Source organism: Paraburkholderia bannensis (assembly GCF_014200455.1).
GTDB classification, from domain to species: domain Bacteria; phylum Pseudomonadota; class Gammaproteobacteria; order Burkholderiales; family Burkholderiaceae; genus Paraburkholderia; species Paraburkholderia bannensis_A.
Genome location: NZ_JACHBW010000015.1, coordinates 127,232 through 153,292, shown reverse-complemented (window position 1 = coordinate 153,292; position 26,061 = coordinate 127,232). Strand labels below are relative to the sequence as shown.

Genomic DNA, 26,061 nt, shown 5'->3' with positions numbered 1-26,061 from the left:
GAACTGCGCCGCCTTTGTATATCAGCGCTTGAAGTACGCCTTCACGGCTGCGACAAAGGTGTCGATATCGGCGGAGCTTACGTCCAGATGCGTCACGAAGCGCGATGCGTAGAGCATCTGCGTGAGAATCCCGCGCTCCTTGAGCCACGCCTCCAGCGGCGCGCAATCGGCTTGCGGAAACTGCGCGAACACCATATTGGTGGCGTGCGACATCACCTTGACCTCGTCGATCTGCGCCAGCCCGGAAGCGAGGCGCGCGGCATTCGCGTGATCGTCGGCCAGACGCGCAACGTTGTGATCGAGCGCGTAGTCGCAAGCCGCGGCCAGCACGCCCGACTGACGCATGCCGCCGCCCAGCACCTTGCGCCAGCGGTGCGCCACCTCGATCAGCGCCTTGCTGCCCACCAGCACCGAGCCGACCGGTGCGCCCAATCCCTTCGAAAAACAGATCGACACGGAATCGAAGCCCTCGGCCATCGCCTTGAGCGACTGGTCTGACGCCACCGCCGCGTTGAATACGCGCGCGCCGTCGAGGTGCGTGGCGAGCCCCTTGCCGTGCGCGAACTGCGTGGCCTGGGCGACATAAGCCGCTGGCAGCACCTTGCCGCCGATGGTGTTTTCCAGCGCGAAGAGGCGCGTGCGCGCGAAGTGATCGTCGATCGGCTTGATCGCGGCGGCGACACGATCGAGCGGGATCGAGCCGTCCTCGGCGTTGTCGAGCGGCTGCGGCTGGATGCTGCCGAGCACCGCCGCGCCGCCGCCCTCGTACTTATAGGTATGCGCGGCCTGGCCGACGATGTATTCGTCGCCGCGCCCGCAATGCGCCATCAGCGCGGCGAGATTGCTTTGCGTGCCGCTCGGGAAAAACAGCCCGGCTTCCTTGCCGGCCTGTTCGGCCACGCGCGCCTGCAGGCGCAGCACGGTGGGATCGTCGCCCCAGACATCGTCGCCGGTTTCGGCGCGGGTCATGGCGGCCAGCATGGCCTGGTTCGGGCGGGTGACGGTGTCGCTGCGCAGGTCGATCATGCGATGGAATCCTCGTGGAGGCCGTGGGCGCACGGCTGGACGCCGCGCCGCAGGACCGGTGCGGCGTGGAAACCATCGAGTGTATTTTCAAACGGCGCGCCGTGGCAAATCGGGCAAAATCGCGCGGAAAAAGCGGCGATGGCCCTGGCGCGCCGGTTTCGCGCGAGTCAGCGCAAAGGCTTAACGCGAGAGCAGCGGCAGCGGATCGACCGGCTTGCCGTCGCTGCGCACCTCGAACTGCACGCCGGCGACGCCGTTGTTGTCGACGCCCATTTCGGCGATCGGCTGGCCTTGGGAGACAGCGTCGTCTTCCTTCACCAGCAGGCGGCCGTTATGACCATAGGCGGTCACGGTCTGGTCGTTGTGCTTGATGATGACGAGCGGACCGTAGGCCTCGATGCCCGAGCCTGCGTACACCACGCGGCCAGCAGCGGCGGCCTTGACCGGCTCGCCCGGCGCGCCGCCGATCACGATGCCGGTCGACTTGCCCGGCACGAAGCGCTGCAGGATCGGGCCGCGCGCCGGCCACATGAGCGTGAGCGTCGAGCCGACCGCATTGGGCACGGCCACGCCGTTCGCGGCGGGTGCGCTGCTGGTGAAGGCAGGCGGCTGCGGGGGCACGTTGCCGGCGCTATAGCCCGCGGGCGGCGCGACGCGCAGCACCTGGCCCGGCAGCACCTGCGCGTTCGGCGGCAACTGGTTCCAGTTCGCCAGATCCTGGGTGCGCTGCCCGTAGGCCGACGCGATGCGCGACAGCGTGTCGCCAGGATTGACGCGGTAGTAACCGGCGGGCACGCCATTGGACGTCGGGGTGGGCGGCGCGGACGGGCTGCCCTCCCAGGGCGTGAGCGTACAGGCGCTGCAGGCAAGCGTGAGGGCAGCCAGAGCCGCATACGCGCCTGGGATTCGCCGTTGTTGATTCATGTTGCTGTTCCTCGCTGGTTCCTCGCTACGTACGACGGGGATACGTATTGTTGGATGCGCGTGGGGCCGCCGGCGTTCGCCCGCGAAACCCGCTCCGTTGAGTAAGCCGGAATTGGCGAACGGCCCCCATTATATCGTCCCGGGCGCGGCGGCTTTTTTAACGCGCACGCCCAGGCCGACTGCCGTTCCCCACGTTTTCAGCCGCGCGGCGTCTTCAGGTTTCCATCGTACAAACTCGCTAGCCCTGATCGCGCCCTCGCCTATACTGGGTTTTGCCGCCTGCTGATAATCAGACAAAAACCGACGCCCGCCTCTCGCCGTGGTGCAACGTACGTCCCTGAGGGAACCCAGGATGAACAAAGCCACCTTCCTTTCCGTGCAGATCAACGTCGAAGACGTCGCGGCATCGCCGGGTCTCGTCGAATTGTTGAACAATCACCTCGTGTTCGCCGCCGACGTGGCCGAAGCCGCCGACGAACTGGTCCAGCACGCCAGCGTCGCGCGCCTGTCCGGCGGCCTGCACGCAACGGTCGAAATACCGGCCATCGTCGTCGAACGACTGCGCGATGCGCTCGACACCCTGAGCGGCTACGACGAAACCTGGCTGTTCGCGCTCGAACCCGGACGCGCACTCTTCGACGACATCGCACGCCGCCCGCGCCTGCTGCACTGAGCCCGGGCCCATCACTGGCCACGCCGGAGCGGGCCGCGCAAGCGCCCGCTTTGCCTGACCGCCTGCCGGAAGCCGCGAATCGTCATCCGATCAATGGGATGGCCTGGCAACCGGCCGATTATTTCAGGGGACACGCCGTGAAGTCTTTCCTGCATCGCCGTAACGCCGTGCTGTCGGGCGGCGCGTCACACCTTGTCGCCGTGGACGCCGAGCCTTCTCCCGATGGCGCGAGCGCTCAAGCCGGAGCAGCCGGACTCGTGAGCGACGAAGCGCTCATAGCAAACCCCGCGCCCGCTAGCGCAGGCGCTGCCGTCCACGCGGATCTGCCGACCGGCAGCGAGACGCCGGATGCGCCGGATTCGTCCACCGCGCCGCGCCCCGTCTCCACCTTGCATGCGGTGCCGGCCGTACCTGCGCACCTGGCCAATCGCCCGGTCCAGCTCGCGGATGGCGCGTCGTTCGCCGCGCTCGTCGCCGCCGATGAATTGAGCACCTTCCGCGTATTTCGCAGCTTCGATTACTCGGTCACCCTGCTGTTTCACTCGCGCGCGCTCGCGTACTTCGTGGCCATGCACCAGGACAACACACTCTGGCACGCCTTCCGGGCCGCCGATCTCGATTCCGCAAGCGCCGTGTTTCATCACCTTGAAGAGCAGGCGACGCGTCTGGCAGAGGGCGAAACCCGTCTCGCGCAACTGGCGGCGCAGAACGCGATGCTCGCGAAGCAGATCGAGGAATCGGAAGCACACGCCGAGCGGCTGCGCGTGGACCTGCAACGCCATGCGGAGCAGGAACACCTGGTGAGCACGCGCCAGCATCAGGTGCGTCGCGACGTGGCGCAGTTGGAGGCGCAACGCATCGCCGCCCAGGCGCAATTGAACAAGGCGCACCGGACGATTCATCAGCTCAGCGTGACGAGCAACGAAGGGGTGCCCCATTTGCCGGGAAGGTGAGTGCGGGGCGTTGTAAAAACAGCGCGCCCAGAAAAGCGAAAAGCGCGGGCCGGTAAGAACCGGGCCGCGCTGGACTGCATGCTGCTACTGCGTACTTCACTTACTACCTCTACTGCTTGATACCACTGCGAGTACTGCTTACTGCAACAACTCATGCAACCTCTTTGTTTACTGCGACTACTACGTACTGCTTACTGCAACTGCCTTTTTCTAACGCAACTCCAACGCAACAACTACTGCAACATCTACAGCGTACTGCAACTACCTACTACACCTCTTTGCTTACTACGACCTGCTACCACCTACCGCAACTTCAACTGCTTACTACCTACAGCCACTACTGACTACTCAAGCAACAACACAGACAAAACAACTAAACGCTACAACTTCTACTGCACCTCTTTGCTTACTACGAACTGCCACTACCTGACACGACTTCAACTACGCACTGCTTACTACTACTGCTAACCACTCAAGCAAGACCACAACAACGACAAACTGCAACTGCGTGACACACCTCTGTGCTCGCTGCAACCTGCTACTGCCTTACTCACTACAACTACTCGCACTACATTTCCAACCGCCTGCATGGCGAAGCGGGTCTACCTCACCGCTGCGCTTTAACCTGCGACCACGTTCTGCTTAGTGGCCGAAATACACTGCCTGCGACGGCGTGACGTGTGCCGGTTGCACTGCCGGACCGCCTGCCTGCGACGTGCCGACTGCCGGCGCGCCATAACCGCTCGTATCGCCGCTGGCCAGCTTTTCCTGGGTCACGCGAGCCTGGGCGGCCTGCAGATTTTCGGGGTAATTCACACGATCACCCGACGGGTTGTAGCCAGCCTGTTCGAGCTGCACGAGCTCGGCGCGCACCTGGGCGCGGGTCAAACCTTGCTGGCTCGACTGGGCAAACGAAAGGGACGGAACAACAAGAGCGGCTGCCACGACGACTGCGGGAATAAGCTTCTTCATGATTCGACCTCCATCTGTTTTATTGACGCTTTCGGGCGGGTGTTCATGTCCGTCTGCGATTGACTAAAGTCTAGGCTCTTATTCGCTCTAGGGAAAACCCTAATTACAAAATACACCGTTGCGAAAACGGTAATAAAAAAGGGGAACCCTCTCGGGCTCCCCTATTCATTCGACAAATACCCGCAACGACTATGCGGGCAATAGCCGCAGTTTTACGACCAGTCGGCGTGAAAACTGCCCGGCTTGTCGATGCGCTCGAACGTGTGCGCACCGAAGAAGTCGCGTTGCGCCTGCACCAGGTTCGCAGGCACGCGCTCCGAACGATAGGCGTCGAAGTACGCAATCGCCGACGAGAACGCCGGCACCGCCACGCCTGCCTTAACCGCTTCGATCACCACGTCGCGCAGCGCCGACTGGTAATTCGCAGCGATATCGCTGAAATAGGGATCGAGCAGCAGATTGGCCAGTTGCGCATCCTTTGCATAAGCGTCCGTGATCTTCTGCAGGAAGCGCGCACGGATGATGCAGCCCGCACGGAAGATCTTGGCGATGGTGCCGTACTGCAGATCCCACTTGTATTCGTCCGAGGCGGCGCGCAGTTGTGCGAAGCCCTGTGCGTACGAAATGACCTTCGAGAAGTACAGCGCGCGGCGCACCGCCTCGATGAAGGCCGTGCGGTCGCCCGCGAACGGCTTGGCGTCGGGACCCTTGAGCACCTTGCTCGCCGCCACGCGCTGCGTCTTGAGCGACGACAGCACGCGCGCGAACACGGCTTCGGTGATGAGCGGCAACGGCGCGCCCAGATCCAGCGCGTTCTGGCTGGTCCACTTGCCGGTGCCCTTTTGCGCGGCGCGGTCGAGGATCACGTCGACGAGGTATTGGCCGGTCTCCTCATCCTTCTTGTCGAAGATCTTCGAGGTGATTTCGATCAGGTAGCTGTCCAGCTCGCCCTGATTCCATTCCGTATAGACCTTGCCGAGTTCTTCGTTCGACAGGCCGACCACCTGCTTGAGCACCGCGTAGCTTTCGGCGATCAGTTGCATGTCGCCGTACTCGATGCCGTTGTGCACCATCTTCACGTAATGGCCAGCGCCATCCGGGCCCATGTAGGCCACGCACGGCTCGCCGTCCGCCGGCGCCTTCGCCGCGATTTCGGTGAGGATCGGTGCAACCAGATCGTAAGCATCGCGCTGGCCGCCCGGCATGATCGACGGGCCCTTGAGCGCGCCTTCTTCGCCGCCCGACACGCCCGTGCCGATGAAATGCAGGCCCGCCTTGGCGAGTTCCTGGTTGCGGCGGATCGTGTCCGTGAAGTGTGTGTTGCCGCCGTCGATCAGGATGTCGCCTTTGTCCAGCAGCGGCTTGAGCGCCGCGATGGTCGCGTCGGTCGGCTCGCCCGCTTTCACCATCAGCAGAATGCGGCGCGGCTTTTCGAGCGATTCCACGAACTCTTCGAGCGTGAACGTCGGCACCAGTTTGCGCTCGGGGAACTCAGCGATCAGCTCATCGGTTTTCTCGCGGCTGCGGTTGAACACCGACACCGCATGGCCGCGGCTCTCGATGTTGAGCGCAAGATTGCGCCCCATCACGGCCAGACCCACCACGCCGATTGCCTGTTTGCTCATGTTGACTCTCCACTTCAATCGATTGGGGTGACGCCCGCGCAGGTCTTGCGAGAGACGTCGATCGTGCAAGGATAAGGGAAACGCTCCAACGATGCGTGCTTGCGCGCATGGGCTTGCCAGTGCTCTCGCCCGGCGGGCATCGCGGCCTTCGTCGTCGTGTCCGGCACGCGCTTCGTGAGTGCGCGCCGCTTATCGAGGGCCGCGATTATCGCTCAGTTGTCGCCGCATGAGCGCTCGCCGCCCGCTTCTCCTTGCGAAAAACTACCGTGAAATTGTTTGCCGGCATCGGCACGACGGCCTCGCGGGCAAAGCCTTCGGCGCGCGCGAGCGCCTCGACGGCTTCGAGATCGCGCACGCCCCATGCCGGGTCGCGCGCGCGCAGATCGGCGTCGAACGCTTCGTTGGACGGCGCCGTGTGTGCGCCGTCGCGGCGGTAAGGCCCATAAAGCACCAGCGCGCCACCAGGCGCGATGCGCGCCCCCGCGCCTTTCATGAGCGCAATCGCGGCCTCCCAAGGCGCGATATGGATCATGTTGATGCAGACCATCGCATCGACTGCGTCGATTGGCCAGGGTTCGCTGCGAACGTCCAGTTCGAGCGGCGCGCGCAGGTTCGCGAGGCCCGCGTGCTCGCGCCAGGCGGCAATCGAGGCACGGGCGCGCGGGTCGGCGTCGCTCGGCTGCCAGTTGATGCCGGGCAACGCCGCTGCGAAATGTACGGCGTGCTGGCCCGTGCCGCTCGCGATCTCCAGCACCGTGCCGTGCGCGGGCAGCGCGCTGCGCAGGACATCGAGGATCGGCGCAGCGTTGCGCGCGGCGGCGGGTGCGCTCAGACGCAGGCTGGCTTGCGGGTTTTGCGGTTCGTTCATCGGTATCAGATTCAGTACAGGCTCTTTTTCATGCGCTCGGCGAGATCGGCTTCGTAGCGCTCGACGTCGAAACCCTCGCCGTATTGCTCTTGGTTCACGCGGCGCAGCATTTCGCCCGCGCCCGGCAGTTGCGAGCGCTCGACATGGCGCGCCGGGTCCCAGAGATTCGAGCGCGCGATCGCCTTGGCGCAGTGGAAATACACGCTTTGCACTTCGATCAGCAGCACCGAGCGCGGCGGCTTGCCGTCCACGGCGCAGCGTTGCAACAACTCGGGATCCAGACTCACGCGCGCGCGACCGTTCACGCGCAGCGTTTCGCCCACGCCCGGCACCATGAACAGCAGGCCGACCTGCGGCGCGGCCACCACGTTGCGCAGGCTATCGACCCGGTTGTTGCCGGGCCGGTCGGGCAACGCGAGCGTGCGCGCATCGAGGATCTGCACGAAGCCCGGCGCGTCGCCGCGCGGTGAGCAATCAAGGCCATCCGGGCCGCCCGAGGCCAGCACCACGAACGGCGACAGTTCGATAAAGCGCCGGTAGTCCGCGTTGATGTAGTCGATTTCCTTGCGCAGCGAGCGTTCGTTCGGCGCGCCGTAGTGCGCTTCGAGTGCGGCGATCGTGTTCAGCATGGGGCACTTCCTCGTCGATGGACGGATCGGTTGGCGAAGATGGGGCGTCAGGCGCTCGATGCGTTCGATGCAGCGAGGCGTGCGACCAGCGCTTCGAGCGTGGCCGCACAGGGCGCCGCCACCTTGAGCGCGAGCAGCGGATCGGCGCGCGTCTTGCCGAGGTTGATGGCCGCGACCGGCTTGCCGCGCTGCTGCGCCCAGGCGCAAAAGCGGTAGCCCGAATACACCATCAGCGACGAGCCGACCACCAGCACGGCGTCTGCCGCATCGAGCGCCGCCGAAGCCGCCGCGACGCGCTCGCGCGGCACGTTCTCGCCGAAAAACACCACCGACGGCTTGAGCATGCCGCCACAGGCCTCACAGGCGGGAATGTCGAAGGCGTTCGTGCCGTCGAATTCCAGATGCGCATCGCCATCGGCGGCCGGTTCGGCGAATGCGCCCGCGACGGCCGGATTGCGGGCCACCAGCTGCGGCTGCAGCGAGGCGCGCGTGTACTGTGCGCCGCAATCGAGGCAATGCACAAGGCCAATGCTGCCGTGCAGTTCGATCACGTCGCGGCTGCCCGCGCGCTGATGCAGGCCATCGACGTTCTGGGTGACCAGCGCGCCCACACGCCCCGCCGCATCGAGTTGCGCGAGCGCGCGGTGCGCGCCGTTGGGCTGCGCGAGGCCAACGGTCGGCCAGCCGATCATGCTGCGGGCCCAATAGCGGCGGCGCCAGCTCTCCGAGCCCAGAAATTCCTGCAGCGTGATGGGCGGCGAGCGCTTCCACGCCCCGTTGTCGTCGCGGTAGCCGGGTATGCCGGAATCGGTGCTGATGCCCGCGCCGGTCAGCACGAACAGGCGCGGATGGCGCTCGACGAAATCCTGCAAGGCGTCGAGCGCGGCAGGCTCAGGCGCGGCGGTGGGATTGACTGCAATGAGCGGGGCGGGATCGGACATGACTCGGCTCGGCGGGTGGGCGTATCAGTCGGCGGTTTTGGCGGTGTCGGCCATGTTTGCGGGGTCTGCCTGGCGCTGCGCCTCGCGTTGTTCCCAAGCCGCGAGATCGGCGCGGTAGCGGGTCACTTCGTCGTTGTACAAATCGAAGATGCAAGGGTCGCAGCCGCTTTGGCAGCAGGCGTTATCGTCGGGCCGCTCGGGTGGCTGCGGGCGCGGGTCGTCCTCGGGACGCGGGGGTAAAGACATGGGGCAAGGCGTTTTGGCTGAACGCCTTCCAGTATACGGGAGCGCGCGCGGACGCGCCTGGCGCTCCGCTTCGGCTAGCCACGGCCGACGAAAGGCATTTTCGTCGCCATGATCGTCATGAACTGCACGTTCGCGGCGAGCGGCAGTTGCGCCATGTGCAGCACCGCATCGGCGACCAGTTCCACGTCCATCAACGGTTCGACCGCGATCTCGCCGTTCGCCTGCGGCACGCCGCGCGCCATGCGCCCGGTCATTTCGGTGGCGGCATTGCCGATGTCGATCTGGCCGCAGGCAATGTCGTAGCGCCGCCCATCGAGCGAGACCGATTTCGTCAGACCGGTGATGGCGTGCTTGGTCGCCGTATAGGCGATGCTGAACGGGCGCGGCGCATGCGCCGAAATCGAGCCGTTGTTGATGATGCGCCCGCCCATCGGCTGCTGGCGCTTCATGAGCCCGAACGCCGCGCGCGTGCAGAGGAACACGCCGGTCAGATTGACATCGACCACGGCGCGCCAGTCCTCGACCGGCAACTCGTCGATATCCACGGCCGGGGCATTGCGGCCGGCGTTGTTGAATAGCAGGTCGAGGCGGCCAAAACGCGCGCGCACGCTCTCGAACAGCGCATCGACGGCCGCGGCGTCCGCCACATCGCAGGGTGCGGCCAGCGCCTCCTGACCCGCCGCCAGCGCTTCGGCTTCGAGCGTTTCGAGCGGCTGCGCACGCCGCCCCACCAGCACGACGGCGTAGCCGTTCGCCAGCAGCTTGCGCGCGCAGGCGCGCCCGATCCCGCTGCCCGCGCCGGTGACGATCGCCACCTTGCGCCCCGCTCGCGTCGGTTGCCGTGTCTGGTCATGTAGCTGTCGATCCGCTTCAGCCATCGTCCTTTTCTCCGTTCGAAATCGCCATTCAAGCTAGCCCCGCGCGCAATACCTCCACGAACGCCCGGCCCGCCTGCGAATCCATACCGCCGTCGCGCCACACCGCGAACACGCCCACGGTCAGCTCCGGTTCCACGCGGCGGATCGCCACCGGTTCCCCCGCGCTGCGCGCCGTGATCTCGTCGAGCAGCACGCGCCCGACACCACGCGCCGCCAGCGCGCGCGCCACGTACCACGTCTGCGCTTCGACAGCGGCAAGCTGTCCGTCCACGCCCTGCGCTTCGAGCAGATGGCCGATGGCCTCGCCCAGCGGATCGACATTGCCGATGCTGATCCAGTCGCCCGCGACGCATTCCTGCAGCGCGAGCGGCGCGTGCGCAGGCGAAGGGTCGTCGGGCGGCGCAACGCACACCACCGCTGTGCGCCCGAGTTCGAACGCTTCGATGCCGGGTCGCGCGGGCGGGTTGAGCGCCACGCCCACGTCCAGATCGCGCGTGAGCAAGGCGTTGAGCAATTCCACAGTGTGACGCGTCTGGATTTTGAGCGAGACCTCGGGGTAACTCGTGCGAAACGTTTCGACGGCCTGCGGAATCAGGCTCATACCCAGACTCGGCAGGCAGCCGATGCGCAGCAATCCTTGCGGGCGCAACGAAAGGTTGCGCGCCAGATCGCGGATGCTATCGAGGTTCGATTGCAGCTTCTGCGTTTCCGCGAACAGCAGTTCGGCTTCACGCGTAGGTTGCAGACGGCCATGGGTGCGCGCGAACAGTTTGAGGCCCGCGCTGCGCTCGGCATGCGCGAGCACCTTGCTCACGGCGGGCTGGGACACGCACAGCAGCTCGGCGGCTTTCGAGAGCGAGCCGGTGCGCATGATCGCGTGGAAGACTTCGATGTGACGTAGACGCATGGGGCGCGAGCGGCAGACGGGCAAGCGCTGGATCGCAGCCCGCATGCGGCGAAACAAAAGCGCAAGGATAGCGCGTTCGCATCGGTCGACACAGGCGAATGCGTGTCATGCTCATACGCGGAAATCGGCGGCCATGTCCTCATCGCCCCGCGCGGAAATCTCGCCGCTGCGCGCCGCCTTCACGAACACATCGTAATCACGTTCGACCTGATCCGCGTAGGCCGCGCCGTAGCCCGCGAGCGCTTCCGCGAACTGGTCGCTGCGGCCGATATAAGCGGCAATCTCGATCGCCGCGTTACTCGACTTCGCGTGCGCGCGCGCCATCGCCCAGCCGCACAGGCGCGCGTAACCGGCCAGCAGCGTGCTGTCGAGCAGATCGAGTTCGACCGAGAGCTTCATGTCGCGCAACTGGCGGAAATAGAAGTGCCGCCCCGAAGGCCCCGTCGACCAGCCCAGAAACAGATCGCTCGCCGCCTGCAACAGACGCTGGCCCTGCACGACGCGCGCGCCCTCGTGCTTGAACGCGGGTGACTTGAAATACTGCGAAATCACCGAGCGGCGCGCTTCCTTGATCTGCAGGAACAGCGGCTTTTGGTGATGATCGGTCAGCAGCATCACCAGACAACGCGTGCCCACGCTGCCCACGCCCACCACCTTGAAGACCATGTCCTGGATTTCGAAGTGCTCCAGCAGTTCGCGGCGCTCGGGCGCGAGCGTCTTCAAATAGGCGTCGTAAGTCGGCATGATCAGCGTGCGCCAATCGCCCAGCGTGAGCCAGTTGTCCTCCGATTCGTAGAGCGAGTTCGGACCGTGGACATGGAAGAGCGCGGGCGGCGCATCGCGGATGGTCCAGTGCGTGCCGTCGCGATACGCGAGCTTCTCCAGCATGCTTTCGTGCGTGCGGCCCGCGGCCTTCTCCATGCCGCGGCGAATCAGGCGGCGGCCATCGGGCGTGAGCGCGCTTTCGGCCATGCGGTCGAAGGTGATCTTGTCGTACCAGAGTTCGAGCGCGCCGTATTCCGAGTACTGGCGCATGCGGTCGCGGTAGGTGTTCACGACCGCCATCACCAGATCCTCCGCCACGCCGCGCGAGTAGCGCATATGCCGCGCCGCCACCACGAAGCTCGCCACCAGCCGTTTGAGATCCCACTCCCACGGGCCGGGCGCGACTTCGTCGAAATCGTTGAGATCGAAGACAAGCTGACGTTCGGGCGTGGCGAAGCCGCCGAAGTTCAGCAAATGGCCATCTCCGCATATCTGCATCGCCATGCCGGTGTCGGGCACCTGGGCGAGATCGTGCGCCTGAAGCACGGCGCTGCCGCGAAAGAACGTGAATGGCGAGACGATCATGCGACCGTAACGCAGCGGCACCAGATTGGGCACGCGGCCCTCGCTGCTTTGCTTGAGCAGCGCGAGCGGATCGCGCTTGAGATCGCCCACCAGACGGTGGCTCGAACGCCTGGCCTTTTCACGCGCGGCGCGTCCAGCCGCTTCGCGTTCCGCAACGGTCTTTCCATTCATGAACTGCTCCCGTTTTGAGGATGTTCGTGGATGCCGTGATTCGTCCCGCATCGGCGCGCGTGTCGATCCGACCGAAGCACGCACCTGCCGTATTTAAGCGTGTGGCCCTCTTTTGCGCAAGCGCCCACCGTGCGCGCAACGTCCGTCCTGCTCGTGTACCTTGCGCAATGGACGTCGCGCGCGGGGACGGCGTCAGTGGGTGCAGTTCAGCGTGCAGTCCCGGGTGCAGTCCACGGTGCAGACGCAAGTGCAACCCGGGCTCGACCTTCGCCGCATCGCGAGGCCTCAATGAATGTCGACGTCTATGGAACGCTCGTCGCCGCGTCGCTTGTGCTGTTGCTCGGCAACCGGCTGGTGGCCGCGCTGCCGCTGCTGCGCCGCTGGACCATTCCCGAACCCGTGGCGGGCGGCCTCGTGGCTGCGCTCGTTCTGTTCGGTCTACACGCGTTCGCGAGCGTCGATGTAAGTTTCGACGCATCGCTGCAGACCCCGCTCATGCTGGCGTTCTTCGCCACCATCGGCCTCAATGCCAATCTCGCCAGCCTCAAGGCGGGCGGCCCGATGCTCGCGCGCTTCCTGGTCGTGGTGGTCGGGCTGCTGGTGCTGCAAAACCTGGTGGGCATCGGCCTCGCTTATGCGCTGGGCGTCGATCCGCTGTTCGGCTTGCTGGGCGGCTCGGTCTCGCTGTCCGGCGGGCACGGCACCGGCGCGGCGTGGGGCAAGGTCTTCACCGAGCATCACGGCTTGCAGTCCGCGACCGAAGCCGCCATTGCCTGCGCAACCTTCGGGCTCGTGATGGGCGGCATACTGGGCGGCCCGGTCGCGCAGCGTCTGCTCAAGCGGCTGGGGCGCGGCGAAGGCGCAGATGTCAATGCCGATACCGATACCGCCGCCGATGCAAAGGGCGCAGCCGCGTCGCAGGCTTTCGAAGCACCCAAAGCCGAGCAGCCGACCACCGCCGCCGCCTTCATCGAAACGCTCACGCTGATCGCCATCAGCCTCGCGGCTGGCAACCTGATTGCAAGCTGGCTCGCCGGCACGCCCGCCGAGTTGCCCGCGTTCGTGTGCGTGCTGTTCGTGGCGGTGCTGCTCGCCAATGGCCTGGCGCTCGCGGGCCGCCCCGTCGCCGCGCATGCGGTGGCGCTGATCGGCAACGTGAGCCTGGCGCTATTCCTCGCGATGGCGCTCATGACGCTGCGGTTGTGGGATCTCGCCGCGCTCGCGTTACCCGTGTTCTCGATCCTCGTCGCGCAGACCGTGCTGATGGTGCTGTACGCGATGTTCATCACGTTCCGCGTGATGGGCGCGAACTACGACGCCGTCGTGCTCGCAGCGGGTCATTGCGGTTTCGGCCTGGGCGCGACGCCCACCGCCATCGCCAATATGCAAGCCGTGACGGCGCGCTTCGGTCACTCGCATCTCGCATTTCTCGTCGTGCCGATGGTCGCCGCGTTCTTCATCGACATCGCCAATGCCCTCGTCATCAAGCTGTTTCTGGCGCTGCCGATCTTCTCGACATAGACGTCGATCCCATAAGTCATCCTTGATGATTCGGCGGATAAACTTTAACTGTCGTTAATCGATCGCTGCCCCTATGCTCGAACCATCGTCCGTCCTCTCACGCAGGTGATGCAGGCCATGCGAGCGACTGACCGACACGCGGTTTTCAACGTCATTGGGGAATCATATGAAGATCTGCATCTTCGGAGCTGGCGCGATCGGCGGCATGCTGGGCGTGCAACTCGCGCGCACAGGCGCCGACGTGAGCTTCGTCGCGCGCGGCCCGCATCTGGCTGCCATGCGCGAGCACGGCGCGCGTCTCTTGATGGACGGCGAGGAATTCGTCGCAAAGGTTCGTTGCACGAATGATCCGCGCGAGCTGGGCGTACAGGATGTCGTGATCGTCACGCTCAAGGCGCATTCGGTCGCCGGCGTGATCGACGCGATGCAGCCGCTGCTGGGCAAACATACCGCCCTCGTCACGGGCACCAACGGCATTCCGTACTGGTACTTCCACCGTCACGGCGGCAAGTTCGAAGGCACGCGACTCGAAAGCATCGATCCCGACGGTGCGCAGTGGACGCGGCTTGGCCCGCAGCGCGCGCTTGGCTGCGTGCTCTACCCCGCCGCCGAAATCGACGCGCCGGGCGTGATCCGCCACGTGTACGGCAAGAAGTTTCCCATCGGCGAGCCGTCCGGCGAACGCACCCCGCGCATCGTGCAGTTGCAGGAAGCGATGACGGCAGCCGGTTTCGAAGCGCCGATCCGCGACAATATCCGCGACGAAATCTGGCTCAAGCTGTGGGGCAACCTTTGCTTCAACCCGATCAGCGCGCTCACGCACGCGACGCTCGACGTCATCACGCACGACCCCGCAACGCGCGCCGTGGCGCGCACGATGATGCTGGAAGCGCAGCGCATCGCCGAGCATTTCGGCGTGCATTTTCGCGTGGATATCGAACGGCGCATCGACGGTGCGGGCGCGGTGGGCGCGCACAAGACTTCGATGCTGGTCGATCTGGAGCAGCGCAGACCGATGGAGATCGACCCCCTGCTGACCGTGGTGCAGGAAATGGGCATGCTGGTGGGCGAAGCGACGCCCGCCATCGATACGGTGCTCGCGCTCGTCAAGCAACGCGAGCAGATGATGAAAATGGCCGCCTGAGAAGCAGCGGGCAAGTGACAAGGCCGCGCGAAAGCGCGGCCTTATTTCATTGCGCGATTGAATCGACGATTTCGGGCTCCTGCGCAGCAGCCCGGTCGATACGCCCCGCTTCGATGAACTGTGACCACACCGCCAGCGCGCACGGCCGCAAAGAGCGATGACGCCGACGCACGAGCAGCGTGCTGACCTCGACAACCGGATGCAGCACACGCACGACGTGCGGCCCGGCAGCTAATGGCCAGTGTCTCGCATCGCCATCGTCGGCACCAGTCGAAACAGGCAGTATGCCGATCCCCATGCCGAGCTGCACCATGCGCGCGACGCCCGCCGCCTGAGCGAATTCCCGCATGGCGTGATCGGGCGCGCGCAAACCTGCTAGCGCGTGCACGACCGCGCCAGGGAAGCCGGAATCGCGATTGAGCGTGACGAGCGCTTCGTCGGCCAGCGCGCTCCAATGCAAAGGCGTAACTCGCCCGAGTGAATGTTGCGCTGGCAACAAGGCGCACAGCGGCGTGGCCGCGATGGGCTGCACATCGAACTGGCCGCCCGCGAGCCGCAGCGCGGGCATCACTTCAGCGATCACGCCGAAATCCACTTCGCCCTGTTCGACCGCCTGCAACACCGCCTCCTGAGACCAGTCCTGCAAATGCAGCGTGACGGCGGGCAACGCAGCCGCGCAGCGCGCCATCGCGTGCGGCACCCAGGCCGACGACAGCGCCGGGTTGCTCGCCATCGTGACGACGCCGCGATGCGCCTGATGCGTATCGCGCCCTTCGCTCAATGCCATGTCGATTTCGTCGAGCAGGCGCGCGATGCGCCGCTCGAAGCCGCTGCCCGCCGACGTGAGCTCGACCTGGCGCGTGGTGCGATCGAACAGTTTCAGATCGACGGCCTCTTCGAGTTCGCGCACGCAACGGCTCACCGCAGACTGCGTGAGACCGAACTCGCGCGCCGCGCGCGTAAAGCTGCGCGAGCGCGCGACCGCGACGAAGACCTTGAGTTGCTGGAGTGAAACGTTCATCGACATCGGCGCTTCAGGGTGTCATTCGCCGGTCTGGTTCTGCCACTGCTGAAGCGCGCCGGTATGCGTCGCGAGCGTGGCCGACGAGGCTTCGCCGTTCTGCTCGATCAGGCGTTGGCGCATCGGCGCGAGGATGAACTTCGCGCTCACGCCCGCCGCGATCGTGATGATGGCCGCGACGATGAACACGGCGCTCCAGCCGCCCGTCGCCGACAACACCGAAGCGACCGGTACGAGCAGCGCGGCGGTGCCCTTGGCGGTGTAGAGCGTACCCGCATTGGCGGCGGCGAACTTGCTGCCGAAGGTATCGGCGCAGATCGCCGGGAAGATCGAGAAAATCTCGCCCCAGAACAGGAAAATCAGTGCGGCGAAGGTCATGAACGCATAGGGGTTCGTGCCGTACTGCATCATGCCCAGCAGCGCCAGGCCCTCGCCCACGAAGATGATGAACATGGTGTTCTCGCGGCCGATCTTGTCGGAGATGAAGCCGCAAAGCGGACGCGTAAAGCCATTGCAGATGTTGTCGATCGACAGCGTGAGCGTAAGCAGCGGCAGCGTCGCGCCGAACACGGTCATCGGGATGCGCGCCAGGCCCCAGTCCTTCGCGATCGGGCCGATCTGCGCCGTCGCCATCAGGCCGCCGGCAGCCACCGCCACGAACGAGACGTAGATGATCCAGAACACCGGCTGACGCACCATCTGCCCCGGCGTGTAATCGACCCGCGAGACAAGGCGTCGAGCCGCGCCCACGGCACGCGGCACCGGCTTCACCAGCAGGAAGGCCAGCACGAGAATCGCCGCGCCCTGCAGGATGCCGAAGAAAAGAAACGTATGCTCGTAGCCCGAGCGCGTAATCATGTTGGCGATGGGAATCACCGTGACCGCCGCGCCCGCGCCGAAGCCCGCCGCCGTGAGGCCAGCCGCCAGCCCGCGCCGGTCCGGGAACAGCTTGAGTGCGTTGCCCACGCAGGTGCCGTACACACCGCCCGCGCCGATACCCGCGATCACCGACGGCGCGTAAAGCATCGGCAGCGTAGTTGCATAGGCATTGAGCACCCAGGCAAGGCCCGCGCAGACCGCGCCAACCGCCACGACGGGACGCGGGCCGAATTTGTCGACCAGCCAGCCCTCGACGGGCACGAGCCAGGTTTCGGTCAGGATGAAAATCGAGAACGCCAGTTGAATCGACGCTTCGCCCCAGTGATGGCGCGCGTTCATCGGCGCGACGAACAGCGTCCACGCGTATTGCAGATTGGCAACCAGCGCCATGCATAGCATGCCGAGCACCAGTTGACACCAGCGGTTCGTCCAGAACGGACCGCCTTCGCTCCTCTGACCGATTGCATTCATCTCGCTTGTCTCCGCTATCCATTCATGGGGGCCGGTGCTTTTGCCGGCCTGCATAGTCTTCAACTTATGGTTATCACTCTGATCGCTGTTTTTATTCGATTCGTTACACGGAAATTCGTAATGAAATTCGCTGACTTTCTTTGAATCGCTGCTTTCTTATGAATCACGGACTGGCTGAAAAGACGGCGTATCGATCGGGGTTTTCCCGCTATAAACATGGATCTTTAAGCGAATTTACGCGTTAACCCGCAAGCCGCTGCCGATGCATTCGGACTCCTTTCAACTCATGCTAGGGTGAATGCTCAATTACTCATAATTAAAGTTTGTTAGTATGTGGATTCACCATCCTTTATGGATCGGCCATGACCATGCGGAACGCCACGCTGCGCCAGTTGAAGGTCTTCGAGACCGTGGCGCGCCACCTGAGTTTTTCGCGTGCCGCCGAAGAACTGCACCTCACCCAGCCAGCCGTTTCCACCCAGGTCAAGCAACTCGAAGAGCACGCGGGCCTGCCGCTCTTCGAGCAATTGGGCAAGAAGATCTACCTCACGCCGGCCGGCACGGAAATGCTGCATTACAGCCGCGCGATCATGCAGCAGTTCCACGAAGTCGACGAAGCCATGAGCCAGTTGAAGGGCGTCTCGGGCGGCAAGCTCAACGTGGCGGTGATCAGCGCCGGCGATTACTTCTTTCCGCGTCTGCTCGCGGAATTCACGCGGCGCTACAAGGGCGTGGAGCTCAATCTCTCGGTGCACAACCGCGAGCAATTGCTGCATCAGCTTTCCACCAACCAGACCGACCTGGCGATCATGGTGCGGCCTCCGCATGCAACCGACGCCGTCAACGAAACGTTTGCGCCGCATCCCTATGTGATCGTCGCCGCGCCGTCGCATCCGCTTGCGCACAAGCGCAATATCAAGCTCAGCGCGCTCGCCAACGAGGCGTTCATCGTGCGCGAGCGCGGTTCGGATACGTGGAATTCGATGGAAGAAGGCTTCGCTGGCAAGCTCACGAACCTGAAGATCGCGATGGAGATCCACAGCACGGAAACGATCAAGCAGGCCGTGATCGCGGGCATGGGCATCGCGTTTCTATCGGCGCATACGATAAGCCTCGAACTGCAGGTCGGTCATCTGGCCGTGCTGGATGTCGAGGGCTTTCCGGTCATGCTCAACTGGTATGTCGTGCACCGCAAGAACAAGCGTCTGCCGCCCGTCGCGCTCGCGTTCAAGCGCTTCCTCACGGAGGAAGGCGCGCAACTGATCGAAAACATTACACAAGTCTCACAGGCCTCACTTCATAAGTAAGGCACTATGGTTACGGGCGTAACGTTTATGCCTGGCTTATGCCTGGCTTATGCCTGGCTTATGCCTGATTAATGATCCGCAGCGATTCTGCGCGACGACCGCCGCCTTCGGCGCGAGAAGTCGCGCGAGGCGTGGTGGATTGGCGGCCAGGCGGCGGTGGGAGGCGGCTGATACACGGCGATCCAGTCATCGAAGTTAGTCGGCTCACAGGCACACGGTCCGCATGCGGCAACGAGCCATGCGTCGGGCACCGTGCTCCATCTGGATTGCGCGGATCGTTTTGATGCGTCGGGCGGCGCGGCGTTGATGCGGATCCCGCTTACGCGCCAGCGGCGACGTGCGCCGCCCATCCAGCACACGCCCAGCGCTGCGGCCAGCACCGAGCCTGCCGCAAGCGCCGACACGTCGAACTCCTTGGATGCCGACGACAACCCGATCCCCGCGCCAAGCGTGAAGATCAAAGCAAGCGCCAGGAAATAAAGCACACGCTCTGTGCGGCTCGATGAGATGCGAAGTCGGGAAATCGCCCGCGTGTCGTGAGCGAAGTGAAATGCGGCGGCTCCTGCACCAAACCCCATCGCGCCCAAGATCGCGCAGACGTAGAGCGCGACGCGTGTCGGTTCTCCATGAAGCAGCAGAAAAAGCATGCTCACGCACATCGTCACAAGACCCAGCGCACAGCCCCACGCTGCAATCGCACGTTTCCAGAGCATGATTTCGCTACGTGCGGCGAGCGAAAGGCCGAAAAGCGCCCCTGTCTCCGCTGCCGTTACGACAGCAACGCTCTCGTCGAACAGCGCAGCCAGCACGCCCGGCACAGCCGTCGCCAGCAGTGCCAACAAAATCGCGAACGCTGCTCGGCGCGGCGGCGCGACCTGGCGAGCACACGATGGCTTCGCGCGCAGCGGCACACGACGCCGCCATCCCGACACAAGCGCAGCGAATTGTGCAAATGCACAGGCAAACCAGGCGAACAGCATGGCGCCGCCCAGCGCTATCGCTGCGTCGGCGAGAGGCTCCGGCATTTCGTCTCCTTCGTCTTGTGCTGGGTGGGCCGGCTGCGCTCAAGCCACGCGCTCGTCTTCCACTTGCGTCTGCTCAACGGCCTGCTGCGAGCGCAGCGTATTGACGAGCGTGCCGATTCCCTCGATCGTCACCGACACCATCGCGCCCTCACCGATCGAGCCGACGCCCAGTGATGTCCCGCAAGCAATCACGTCGCCCGGCTCAAGGGTGAGATCCTGCGAAATCAGGCTGACCTGTTGCGCGGGCGCAAACACCATGTCGTCGAGCGCATAGTTCTGCCGCTCGACGCCATCGAGCAGGGTCACGACGCGCGCCTGCCGCCAGTCGAAACCCGACACGATGGCCGGTCCCAGACAGCAGAACGTATCGAATCCCTTCGCCCGGCACCATTGCGGGAAGTGCGGATTCTCGCTCAGCAGTCCCGCAGCCGTGACATCGTTGACGACGGTATAGCCAAAGATCGCCGCCTGCGCCTCTTCCAGGCTCGCATTACGGCAGCGCTTGCCAATCACAATGCCTAACTCGCCTTCGAAGACGATTTTTCCCGCATAGTGGGCGGGTCGCCTGATCGTCTCGCCCGAACCGATCACCGACTCCGCGGGTTTGAGCAAAAACAGCGGATGCTCCGGCACCGGCTTTTCGAGCTTGCTCGCGAGCGCATGGAAGTTGTTCCAGAGCGCGACGACCTTGCCGGGCGCACACGGCGCGAGCGGTGTGAGCGCACGCAGCGAGAGCACCGCGCCCGTCGGCACGGGATGGTCGATCCCCTCGTATTCATGCAGATAGCCGTTTTCCGTGCGGCCGAACACGATGCTGCCGTCGTTCGCCATCAAGCGCATCCATGTATCCATGCTCTGCTCCAGCGGTTCAGGTATTCGTTGTGTGCGCATCGTTATCGCGCGCGGGGTCAATCGTGGCGCCCAGGGTGCGTAGCCCTTAAATGGCACCCGATGCGCGCAGCGAACGGATCTCCGTTTCGCTATAACCAAACTCGGCGAGCACTTCATCGGTGTGCTCGCCCAGCATCGGCGAACGCGTGACTTCGGTTGGACTATCCGAAAGCTTGATGGGATTGCCAACTGTGAGGTACTTGCCGCGCACCGGATGCTCCACCTCGACGATGGTGCCGCTCGCGCGCAGCGAAGCATCGTTGGCGATTTCCTTCATCGAGAGAATCGGGCCGCACGGAATGTCGTGGCGATTGAGCACGGCCATCGCCTCGAACTTGGTGCGCGCCATGGTCCAGTGTTCGATTTCCGCGAAAATGTCCTTGAGATGCGGCAGACGCGCGCTGGGCGTGGCGAAATGAGGATCGTCGATCCATTCCTCGCGGCCGATCAGCTTGCAGATGCGATCCCAGACCGGCGCCTGGGCAATGAAGTAGATATACGCGTTCGGATCGGTCTCCCAGCCCTTGCACTTGAGAATCCAGCCGGGCTGGCCGCCGCCCGATGCGTTGCCTGCGCGTGGCACCGCGTCGCCGAAGGCCGAGTTCGGAAATTGTGGGTACTCCTTCATAACGCCGGTACGTTCGAGACGCTGCTGGTCGCGCAACTTTACGCGGCACAGGTTGAGCACGCCATCCTGCATCGCGGCCAGCACCTTCTGGCCGCGCCCCGTGTGCGTGCGCTGAAACAGCGCCGTGACGATGCCCAGCGCCAGATGCAGTCCCGTGCCGCTGTCGCCGATCTGCGCGCCCGACACCACCGGCGGCCCATCGTCGAAACCCGTCGTGGAAGCCGCGCCGCCCACGCATTGCGCGACGTTCTCGTAGACCTTGCAGTCCTCGTAAGGCCCTGGACCGAAGCCCTTCACCGAGGCCACGATCAGGCGCGGATTGAGCGACTGGATGTGCTCCCAGCTAAAGCCCATGCGATCGAGCGCGCCGGGCGCGAAATTCTCGACCAGCACGTCGCACTCGCGGATCATGCGCTCCAGCACGCGCTTGCCCTGCGGGTTCTTGGTGTCGAGCGTGAGTGAGCGCTTGTTGCCGTTGAGCATCGTGAAATAGAGGCTGTCCGCGTCGGGGAGATCGCGCAGTTGCTCGCGCGTGATATCGCCCGCCCCGGCACGCTCCACTTTGATCACATCCGCGCCGAACCACGCAAGCAGTTGAGTGCAGGTCGGGCCCGACTGCACATGCGTGAAATCGAGAATACGCACACCATCGAGTGCCTTGCCCATGTCAGGTCTCCTTGTTTGATGCCTCATTTATCAATACGGTATGTGATATATCACAAGGAGGCAAGAGCGGGTTTATCCGCTGAAACGACAGGCAAAACAGGCTGTCAGCCTTCTCCTGTACGGCTTTGTCGGAAGGGAGGATGAACTGCTGCGCCCCAGACACGGGAAAACCCTGACGTTTTTGAGGGGAGATATTTCAGATTTGGTGTGCGGGATGCGATCGCCGCTGCCTCGGTCAAGGGCCTTGATGCGCATAAAGTTCTGACCAATGCGCTGAGCGACATGCCGGCCCGCAAGCTCTCCGCAAACGAAAACGGGAGACCCGATGGTCTCCCGTTGTTCGCAAAGCGCGGGCGCCAGCTTCGCGCCGCAATCTCAATCAATCGAGGAAATCGCAGTTCTTCTCCACATAGACCGCAAGATCGAGGGAATGCTGTCGCACGAGGCGCTCGGCGAGTTCGGTGTCACGCTTCTCCAGTGCCTCGATGATGCGCAGATGATCCACGATCGAACGCGATGCACGGTCGCTCTGCGAGATCGTCATACGGCGGATCGCGCGCACGTGCACGAAGATGTTCTTGATCGTGTCCAGAATGATCTGCGACTTCGACAGTTCGACGATCGCCTGATGGAAAGCGATATTGGCATCCGAGTATTCGGCGATATGCTCGGCCGGCGTGCTGTCGCGGAAGGCGTCGAACATGTGGCGCAGCCGGGCGATTTCCTCGTCTGTGGCGTGCAGCGTTGCGAGACGTGCGGCCATGCTTTCCAGCGCGGCCCACATCTGGATCATCTCGACGATTTCGCGCTTGTTCTTGCGCACGATATAGATGCCGCGGCGCGGCACCATGCGCAGAAAACCTTCCTGCTCCAGCAGCGTCATGGCTTCGCGCACGGGCGTGCGACTCACGCCAAGCGTTTCGCTCAGCACGCGCTCGTCCAGACGGATTTCTTCGCGCGACTGATAAATGTCCGCGTCGGCGATGGCCTGGCGCAACATCGCATAAGCCTGATCGCGCAGGCTCAGCGTGGCATTGATGGGCTGCAGCGCCAGCGTAAGCGGCGCGGCGTCCCGGGTGGCGACAGCTTCAGTGTGCTCTGACGACATTCATTGCCCTTTTACCCTTCATTGACTCTTCTTTGCCGCCCCAGCCTGCTCAGCCAACTCGGCCCACCTGCGCCCCAACCTTGGGACCGAGGTGCGAACGGACTGGCTGGCGAACCGGCTGCGCGAGTGGCGCTTCGCCCAATCCCGCAAAGCGCCCGTGCTGGCCAGCCTGATCGATGGCCGACTGCGGCAGCCATTTGGCGATCATAACCGTTGCAGCCGCACCTAAACCCACCACGGCTGCGCCGAAGAGTGCGAGAGAGACGAGATCCATTTGAAGCTCCGCAAGATTGAGTCATTGAATGACTCAATCATATGCTGCGTCGCGACAAAAATCAATATTCTGTATGTGATATATCAAAAACAATGATTGCTCTGCGGTGTCTTCGATACATTCCGGCGGGTCACTGCAAAGCATTCATGCTGTACCAAACACGAGCGCGCGGCAAGAGGGGCACAAGCGGCTCAAAAGCGGTTCATAAGCGGTTCACGACCGGTTCAATCCTGGTCGGCGCGAACGGTTGTTTGCATTTTGCATGGCAGTCCGGAAGGCTCGGGGGAATTCTGTTGACAGCGCAAACACTGTCCCCGTACATTCGATTCATGCACACCTTTGCCACCCTTCCCCACACGACCGCGACCCATCGCCCGTGGCATATGCCAAAACATGGCATTGCACGGGGGAATGTGTGCGTATAGGCAATCCAGGCAGTCTGTCGTTACGCAAACCACAAGCCCCGCCGATTCGACGGGGCTTTTTGATTTGTGGGTGGCAGAAGTAGCGCTCCGTCCGTCGGCTTCAGAAATGGAGAACACGATGGATCAAGCTTCACAGCAGGACGCCGCCGGCGCCTGCTCCGCATTGAGACTTGAGCGCTTCGACCGCTTCCCGCTCGATGCCGCGCTACCTGCGCAATCGATCCACTTCGCCGTGCCTGCCGGACAGACGCTCACGTGGCGCGTCGCCGCCGACAGCACCGTGCGCGTCCACGGCTCGCGCATCTGGCTCACGCGCGCACGCTCGCCTTACGACCATTGGCTGAATCCGGGCGAGACCCTGCGCGTGCTGCGCGGCGAGCGGCTCTGGCTGAGCAGCGATGCGTGCGCCGACGCGCTATCCGATAACGAACTCACCACCGCGCGCGTCACGATTACCTGCGCCTGGCGGCCACCGCTGGCCAGCGCGCGTTGGATCATCGAGCGCTACGTGACGCGCTTTTTCTGTCTGCCGCGGCTGACGCTGCGCCGGGCGCGCTAGCTCCCGGCAGCCCGCGCCCGTCATGAAAAAACGCCGGGCGCGCCTGAATCGGCGCGCCCGGCGTGACTGGACTGTTCTGCGTGGCGCGGCTGTCGTCAGAACTTGTGGCGCAAACCCAGGTTGATCATGGTCTGCGACGCGGTGCCGTTATAGCCATACGAGCCGATCGACGCTTCGGCAGGCATCGAGCCACCCGAGCCGTCGCCCTGATCGCCGCTCGCGTGCTGCCAGGCTGCCGTCATATAGAGATCGGTGCGCTTGGACAGACTGTAGTCCGCGCCAATCGACACCTGATGGTAATTGGCATTGGTATCGCCATTGGCGTGCGTATAGCTGTAGCCCAGGCCCAGCAACAATGCCGGACTCAACTGATAATTCATGAAACCCTGACCGGTGTTGTACTTCTCGGTATCGCGGAACACCGAACTCGCGTCCGGCGCGTACTGCGCGTTGCTGTAGCCCAGCCCGAACGTAAACAGGCCCAGCGAGTATTGCGCCGCCGCTCGCGCGATCGAAAGTGAGTGAGCGCTCGCATAGCCGGAATTGATCGGGCCGTCGAAGGTGCCGTCCGACGTGCTGGTCCAGCCATCCGTGCGCACGCCAAGGCCGGCCTGGCTATTGGCCGCGTAGAAGTAACCGCCCGCGACCGCGATCGGGCCGTTGTTATAGGCGACAGCTGCCGAATACGACTGCTCGGAACCGGTCGTGCCCGCGATCCCGCCGAACGAGTACATCGCGGCGGCCTGCAGGCCATTCCAGACGGGCGTGGTGTACTTGACCGCGTTGCTCACGCGGAAGCTGTTGTCGTAGTTGTCGACGTCGCCAGCCGTCGCGAATGCCGAGCCGAAGTAGTTATCCTCGGTGATGCCCTGCACCAGATCGATCAGCGGATCGTACTGGCGACCGAGCGTGAGCGATCCATATTGCTCGGCAGTCAGGCCAACATACGCCTGGCGGCCAAACAGGCGCCCGCCCTGCGCCGACGCCCCCGTCGACGGATTGAAGCCGCTCTCCAACTGGAAGATCGCCTTGAGGCCGCCGCCCAGATCCTCGGCGCCCTTCATGCCCCAGCGCGAGCCCGACAGATTGCCGTAGCTGCTGTTGCCGAGCGTCCAGAGATTCTTGTCGCCGTTGGCGTGATTGACGTAGGTAATCGAAGTGTCGATGGTGCCGTAGAGCGTGACACTGGTCTGGGCATGCACTGCGCCGGCGGCGCCGAGCGCGACGAGCGAAAGCGAAGTCAACGCGAGTTTCTTCACGTCATTCTCCTTGTCGACCGGAGTTCGTGCCCCGGTCCGATGCAAGACCTTTTGCGGGATCGCATATCGCTGGATCCCAGGCGCAGTTCACATCTCTTGACTGAATCAGACTAACTCCACCGCGACGCGAAGTAAAAGAATTAAAAAGTGTGTCTCGATTTGGTAACAGCGGATTCAGAAAGGGTTAGCGGCTGCCGTAAAGCATAGGGTCGCGCGGCGATGCAATGGCCGCCCCGACGCCCTGCGTCTGTGCGAAGCACCTCGCCAATTGAGACGTCGCTAGCATGACGGATTCAACTTCGCGCCCGGCCCCGTCACTACCCGCGACGAATATCCGTTTCGTTTGCAAACGTGAAGATTCGGATAAGTCGCGCGTGAATCGCTCAAAAGCAGAAGGGGCATGCGTAAAATGCCAGCCTCGCGCTTCAAAGTGGTGAATTTTTCATCCGAACCCGTTTGATGATTCTTTAACTACGTAGTCAACCGTCCAGACGCCCCGCGCGTTTGCTGCATTACCAGTCATTTACCAAACGTTTACGTTTTCGCTCGGCCGCAGCGGTCCGCCCGTCTGGTCCGCCGCCCGCAACGTAACGTCCAACTAGGATGTCGCCCCGGGGGACGCCAGCACGGCGCCAAGGCGGCATCCGGGAATCCGCCGGACCGACCCATGTTCCAATCGCCTCCTTCGCGCCTCGCGCGCGCCGCCGTCGTGGCGCTGCG

At 63.9% G+C, this 26,061-nt stretch carries 25 protein-coding genes; 6 read left to right on the top strand and 19 right to left on the bottom strand.

The features are described 5' to 3' along the window. Positions 1-21: 21 nt before the first annotated feature. Both ltaE and F4827_RS24305 read right to left on the bottom strand, forming a co-directional pair. Positions 22-1,026, bottom strand: coding sequence for a low-specificity L-threonine aldolase (ltaE, locus tag F4827_RS24310; protein ID WP_183728493.1), 1,005 nt, complete (start codon positions 1,024-1,026; stop codon positions 22-24). Positions 1,027-1,206: 180 nt separating this feature from the next. After that, a complete protein-coding gene (locus F4827_RS24305; protein ID WP_183728490.1) occupies positions 1,207-1,950 on the bottom strand; it encodes a peptidoglycan DD-metalloendopeptidase family protein in 744 nt (247 codons plus the stop codon). 352 nt (positions 1,951-2,302) lie between these two features. Between F4827_RS24305 and F4827_RS24300 the strand changes: the two genes are divergently transcribed. Continuing rightward, positions 2,303-2,623, top strand: a complete 321-nt coding sequence (locus tag F4827_RS24300) for a hypothetical protein (RefSeq protein ID WP_027817161.1) — start codon at positions 2,303-2,305, stop codon at positions 2,621-2,623. 137 nt (positions 2,624-2,760) lie between these two features. Further along, complete coding sequence (locus F4827_RS24295) at positions 2,761-3,576, top strand: DUF2968 domain-containing protein (protein WP_183728487.1); 816 nt, start codon at positions 2,761-2,763, stop codon at positions 3,574-3,576. Positions 3,577-4,218: 642 nt separating this feature from the next. Here F4827_RS24295 and F4827_RS24290 read toward each other — a convergent pair. The 9 genes from F4827_RS24290 to F4827_RS24250 all read right to left on the bottom strand — a co-directional run bounded on the left by F4827_RS24290 (position 4,219) and on the right by F4827_RS24250 (position 12,163). Further along, positions 4,219-4,548, bottom strand: coding sequence for a DUF4148 domain-containing protein (locus tag F4827_RS24290; RefSeq protein ID WP_183728484.1), 330 nt, complete (start codon positions 4,546-4,548; stop codon positions 4,219-4,221). Positions 4,549-4,760: 212 nt separating this feature from the next. Further along, the gene (gene gndA, locus F4827_RS24285) at positions 4,761-6,173 is read right to left on the bottom strand and encodes an NADP-dependent phosphogluconate dehydrogenase (RefSeq protein WP_183728481.1); all 1,413 of its coding nucleotides are present in this window, start codon (positions 6,171-6,173) and stop codon (positions 4,761-4,763) included. A gap of 205 nt (positions 6,174-6,378) precedes the next feature. Beyond that, complete coding sequence (locus F4827_RS24280) at positions 6,379-7,041, bottom strand: DUF938 domain-containing protein (protein ID WP_183728478.1); 663 nt, start codon at positions 7,039-7,041, stop codon at positions 6,379-6,381. Positions 7,042-7,052: 11 nt separating this feature from the next. Beyond that, positions 7,053-7,670 carry a pyridoxamine 5'-phosphate oxidase family protein gene (locus F4827_RS24275; protein WP_183728475.1) on the bottom strand — a complete coding sequence of 206 codons (618 nt, stop codon included), beginning with the start codon at positions 7,668-7,670 and terminating at the stop codon, positions 7,053-7,055. A 47-nt stretch (positions 7,671-7,717) separates the two neighbouring features. Continuing rightward, positions 7,718-8,611, bottom strand: coding sequence for an NAD-dependent protein deacetylase (locus F4827_RS24270; protein ID WP_183728470.1), 894 nt, complete (start codon positions 8,609-8,611; stop codon positions 7,718-7,720). 24 nt (positions 8,612-8,635) lie between these two features. After that, complete coding sequence (locus tag F4827_RS24265; RefSeq protein WP_183728467.1) at positions 8,636-8,857, bottom strand: oxidoreductase-like domain-containing protein; 222 nt, start codon at positions 8,855-8,857, stop codon at positions 8,636-8,638. A 74-nt stretch (positions 8,858-8,931) separates the two neighbouring features. Beyond that, entirely contained in the window at positions 8,932-9,735 is an 804-nt protein-coding gene (locus F4827_RS24260) for an SDR family oxidoreductase (RefSeq protein ID WP_183728464.1), read from the bottom strand. Positions 9,736-9,763: 28 nt separating this feature from the next. Continuing rightward, positions 9,764-10,642, bottom strand: a complete 879-nt coding sequence (locus F4827_RS24255; protein ID WP_183728461.1) for a LysR family transcriptional regulator — start codon at positions 10,640-10,642, stop codon at positions 9,764-9,766. Between the two features lie 111 nt (positions 10,643-10,753). Next, the gene (locus F4827_RS24250) at positions 10,754-12,163 is read right to left on the bottom strand and encodes a DUF2252 domain-containing protein (protein WP_183728458.1); all 1,410 of its coding nucleotides are present in this window, start codon (positions 12,161-12,163) and stop codon (positions 10,754-10,756) included. Between the two features lie 288 nt (positions 12,164-12,451). Here F4827_RS24250 and gltS point away from each other — a divergent pair, with 288 nt between their 5' ends. Further along, positions 12,452-13,684, top strand: a complete 1,233-nt coding sequence (gene gltS, locus F4827_RS24245; protein WP_183728455.1) for a sodium/glutamate symporter — start codon at positions 12,452-12,454, stop codon at positions 13,682-13,684. Positions 13,685-13,850: 166 nt separating this feature from the next. Further along, complete coding sequence (locus F4827_RS24240; protein WP_183728452.1) at positions 13,851-14,828, top strand: 2-dehydropantoate 2-reductase; 978 nt, start codon at positions 13,851-13,853, stop codon at positions 14,826-14,828. A 46-nt stretch (positions 14,829-14,874) separates the two neighbouring features. Here the strand turns inward: F4827_RS24240 and F4827_RS24235 are convergent, their stop codons facing one another. Together F4827_RS24235 and oxlT are read right to left on the bottom strand one after the other, a co-directional pair. Beyond that, positions 14,875-15,849 carry a LysR family transcriptional regulator gene (locus F4827_RS24235; RefSeq protein WP_183728450.1) on the bottom strand — a complete coding sequence of 325 codons (975 nt, stop codon included), beginning with the start codon at positions 15,847-15,849 and terminating at the stop codon, positions 14,875-14,877. Positions 15,850-15,870: 21 nt separating this feature from the next. Then, positions 15,871-17,199 (bottom strand): oxalate/formate MFS antiporter, encoded by a 1,329-nt coding sequence (gene oxlT, locus F4827_RS24230; protein ID WP_183728447.1) that lies wholly within the window; start codon positions 17,197-17,199, stop codon positions 15,871-15,873. Between the two features lie 362 nt (positions 17,200-17,561). Between oxlT and F4827_RS24225 the strand changes: the two genes are divergently transcribed. After that, positions 17,562-18,506 carry a LysR family transcriptional regulator gene (locus F4827_RS24225; protein WP_183728444.1) on the top strand — a complete coding sequence of 315 codons (945 nt, stop codon included), beginning with the start codon at positions 17,562-17,564 and terminating at the stop codon, positions 18,504-18,506. A 68-nt stretch (positions 18,507-18,574) separates the two neighbouring features. Here F4827_RS24225 and F4827_RS24220 read toward each other — a convergent pair whose 3' ends face one another. The 5 genes from F4827_RS24220 to F4827_RS24200 form a co-directional block, all read right to left on the bottom strand. Beyond that, on the bottom strand, positions 18,575-19,531 hold the full coding sequence (locus tag F4827_RS24220; protein WP_183728441.1) for a hypothetical protein: 957 nt from the start codon (positions 19,529-19,531) through the stop codon (positions 18,575-18,577). A 39-nt stretch (positions 19,532-19,570) separates the two neighbouring features. Continuing rightward, positions 19,571-20,383, bottom strand: coding sequence for a fumarylacetoacetate hydrolase family protein (locus F4827_RS24215; RefSeq protein WP_183728438.1), 813 nt, complete (start codon positions 20,381-20,383; stop codon positions 19,571-19,573). An 85-nt stretch (positions 20,384-20,468) separates the two neighbouring features. Continuing rightward, positions 20,469-21,716 carry a formyl-CoA transferase gene (gene frc, locus F4827_RS24210; protein WP_183728435.1) on the bottom strand — a complete coding sequence of 416 codons (1,248 nt, stop codon included), beginning with the start codon at positions 21,714-21,716 and terminating at the stop codon, positions 20,469-20,471. Positions 21,717-22,095: 379 nt separating this feature from the next. Further along, positions 22,096-22,824: a GntR family transcriptional regulator gene (locus tag F4827_RS24205; RefSeq protein ID WP_183728432.1), complete on the bottom strand. Its 729-nt coding sequence runs from the start codon at positions 22,822-22,824 to the stop codon at positions 22,096-22,098. A gap of 49 nt (positions 22,825-22,873) precedes the next feature. Beyond that, complete coding sequence (locus F4827_RS24200; protein WP_183728429.1) at positions 22,874-23,098, bottom strand: hypothetical protein; 225 nt, start codon at positions 23,096-23,098, stop codon at positions 22,874-22,876. Positions 23,099-23,641: 543 nt separating this feature from the next. Here F4827_RS24200 and F4827_RS24195 point away from each other — a divergent pair. After that, positions 23,642-24,082, top strand: a complete 441-nt coding sequence (locus tag F4827_RS24195) for a DUF2917 domain-containing protein (RefSeq protein ID WP_183728426.1) — start codon at positions 23,642-23,644, stop codon at positions 24,080-24,082. A gap of 95 nt (positions 24,083-24,177) precedes the next feature. On the opposite strand, the gene F4827_RS24190 is transcribed toward F4827_RS24195, so the two are convergent. Beyond that, entirely contained in the window at positions 24,178-25,341 is a 1,164-nt protein-coding gene (locus F4827_RS24190; protein WP_183728424.1) for a porin, read from the bottom strand. Positions 25,342-26,061 lie beyond the last annotated feature (720 nt).

What these genes read in the sequence shown, in the direction of transcription:
- ltaE (WP_183728493.1), bottom strand. Translation starts at nt 1,026, where the DNA reads ATGATCGACCTGCGCAGCGACACCGTCACCCGCCCGAACCAGGCCATG.
- F4827_RS24305 (WP_183728490.1), bottom strand. Translation starts at nt 1,950, where the DNA reads ATGAATCAACAACGGCGAATCCCAGGCGCGTATGCGGCTCTGGCTGCC.
- F4827_RS24300 (WP_027817161.1), top strand. Translation starts at nt 2,303, where the DNA reads ATGAACAAAGCCACCTTCCTTTCCGTGCAGATCAACGTCGAAGACGTC.
- F4827_RS24290 (WP_183728484.1), bottom strand. Translation starts at nt 4,548, where the DNA reads ATGAAGAAGCTTATTCCCGCAGTCGTCGTGGCAGCCGCTCTTGTTGTT.
- gndA (WP_183728481.1), bottom strand. Translation starts at nt 6,173, where the DNA reads ATGAGCAAACAGGCAATCGGCGTGGTGGGTCTGGCCGTGATGGGGCGC.
- F4827_RS24280 (WP_183728478.1), bottom strand. Translation starts at nt 7,041, where the DNA reads ATGAACGAACCGCAAAACCCGCAAGCCAGCCTGCGTCTGAGCGCACCC.
- F4827_RS24275 (WP_183728475.1), bottom strand. Translation starts at nt 7,670, where the DNA reads ATGCTGAACACGATCGCCGCACTCGAAGCGCACTACGGCGCGCCGAAC.
- F4827_RS24270 (WP_183728470.1), bottom strand. Translation starts at nt 8,611, where the DNA reads ATGTCCGATCCCGCCCCGCTCATTGCAGTCAATCCCACCGCCGCGCCT.
- F4827_RS24265 (WP_183728467.1), bottom strand. Translation starts at nt 8,857, where the DNA reads ATGTCTTTACCCCCGCGTCCCGAGGACGACCCGCGCCCGCAGCCACCC.
- F4827_RS24260 (WP_183728464.1), bottom strand. Translation starts at nt 9,735, where the DNA reads ATGGCTGAAGCGGATCGACAGCTACATGACCAGACACGGCAACCGACG.
- F4827_RS24255 (WP_183728461.1), bottom strand. Translation starts at nt 10,642, where the DNA reads ATGCGTCTACGTCACATCGAAGTCTTCCACGCGATCATGCGCACCGGC.
- F4827_RS24250 (WP_183728458.1), bottom strand. Translation starts at nt 12,163, where the DNA reads ATGAATGGAAAGACCGTTGCGGAACGCGAAGCGGCTGGACGCGCCGCG.
- gltS (WP_183728455.1), top strand. Translation starts at nt 12,452, where the DNA reads ATGAATGTCGACGTCTATGGAACGCTCGTCGCCGCGTCGCTTGTGCTG.
- F4827_RS24240 (WP_183728452.1), top strand. Translation starts at nt 13,851, where the DNA reads ATGAAGATCTGCATCTTCGGAGCTGGCGCGATCGGCGGCATGCTGGGC.
- F4827_RS24235 (WP_183728450.1), bottom strand. Translation starts at nt 15,849, where the DNA reads ATGAACGTTTCACTCCAGCAACTCAAGGTCTTCGTCGCGGTCGCGCGC.
- oxlT (WP_183728447.1), bottom strand. Translation starts at nt 17,199, where the DNA reads ATGAATGCAATCGGTCAGAGGAGCGAAGGCGGTCCGTTCTGGACGAAC.
- F4827_RS24225 (WP_183728444.1), top strand. Translation starts at nt 17,562, where the DNA reads ATGACCATGCGGAACGCCACGCTGCGCCAGTTGAAGGTCTTCGAGACC.
- F4827_RS24220 (WP_183728441.1), bottom strand. Translation starts at nt 19,531, where the DNA reads ATGCCGGAGCCTCTCGCCGACGCAGCGATAGCGCTGGGCGGCGCCATG.
- F4827_RS24215 (WP_183728438.1), bottom strand. Translation starts at nt 20,383, where the DNA reads ATGGATACATGGATGCGCTTGATGGCGAACGACGGCAGCATCGTGTTC.
- frc (WP_183728435.1), bottom strand. Translation starts at nt 21,716, where the DNA reads ATGGGCAAGGCACTCGATGGTGTGCGTATTCTCGATTTCACGCATGTG.
- F4827_RS24205 (WP_183728432.1), bottom strand. Translation starts at nt 22,824, where the DNA reads ATGTCGTCAGAGCACACTGAAGCTGTCGCCACCCGGGACGCCGCGCCG.
- F4827_RS24200 (WP_183728429.1), bottom strand. Translation starts at nt 23,098, where the DNA reads ATGGATCTCGTCTCTCTCGCACTCTTCGGCGCAGCCGTGGTGGGTTTA.
- F4827_RS24195 (WP_183728426.1), top strand. Translation starts at nt 23,642, where the DNA reads ATGGATCAAGCTTCACAGCAGGACGCCGCCGGCGCCTGCTCCGCATTG.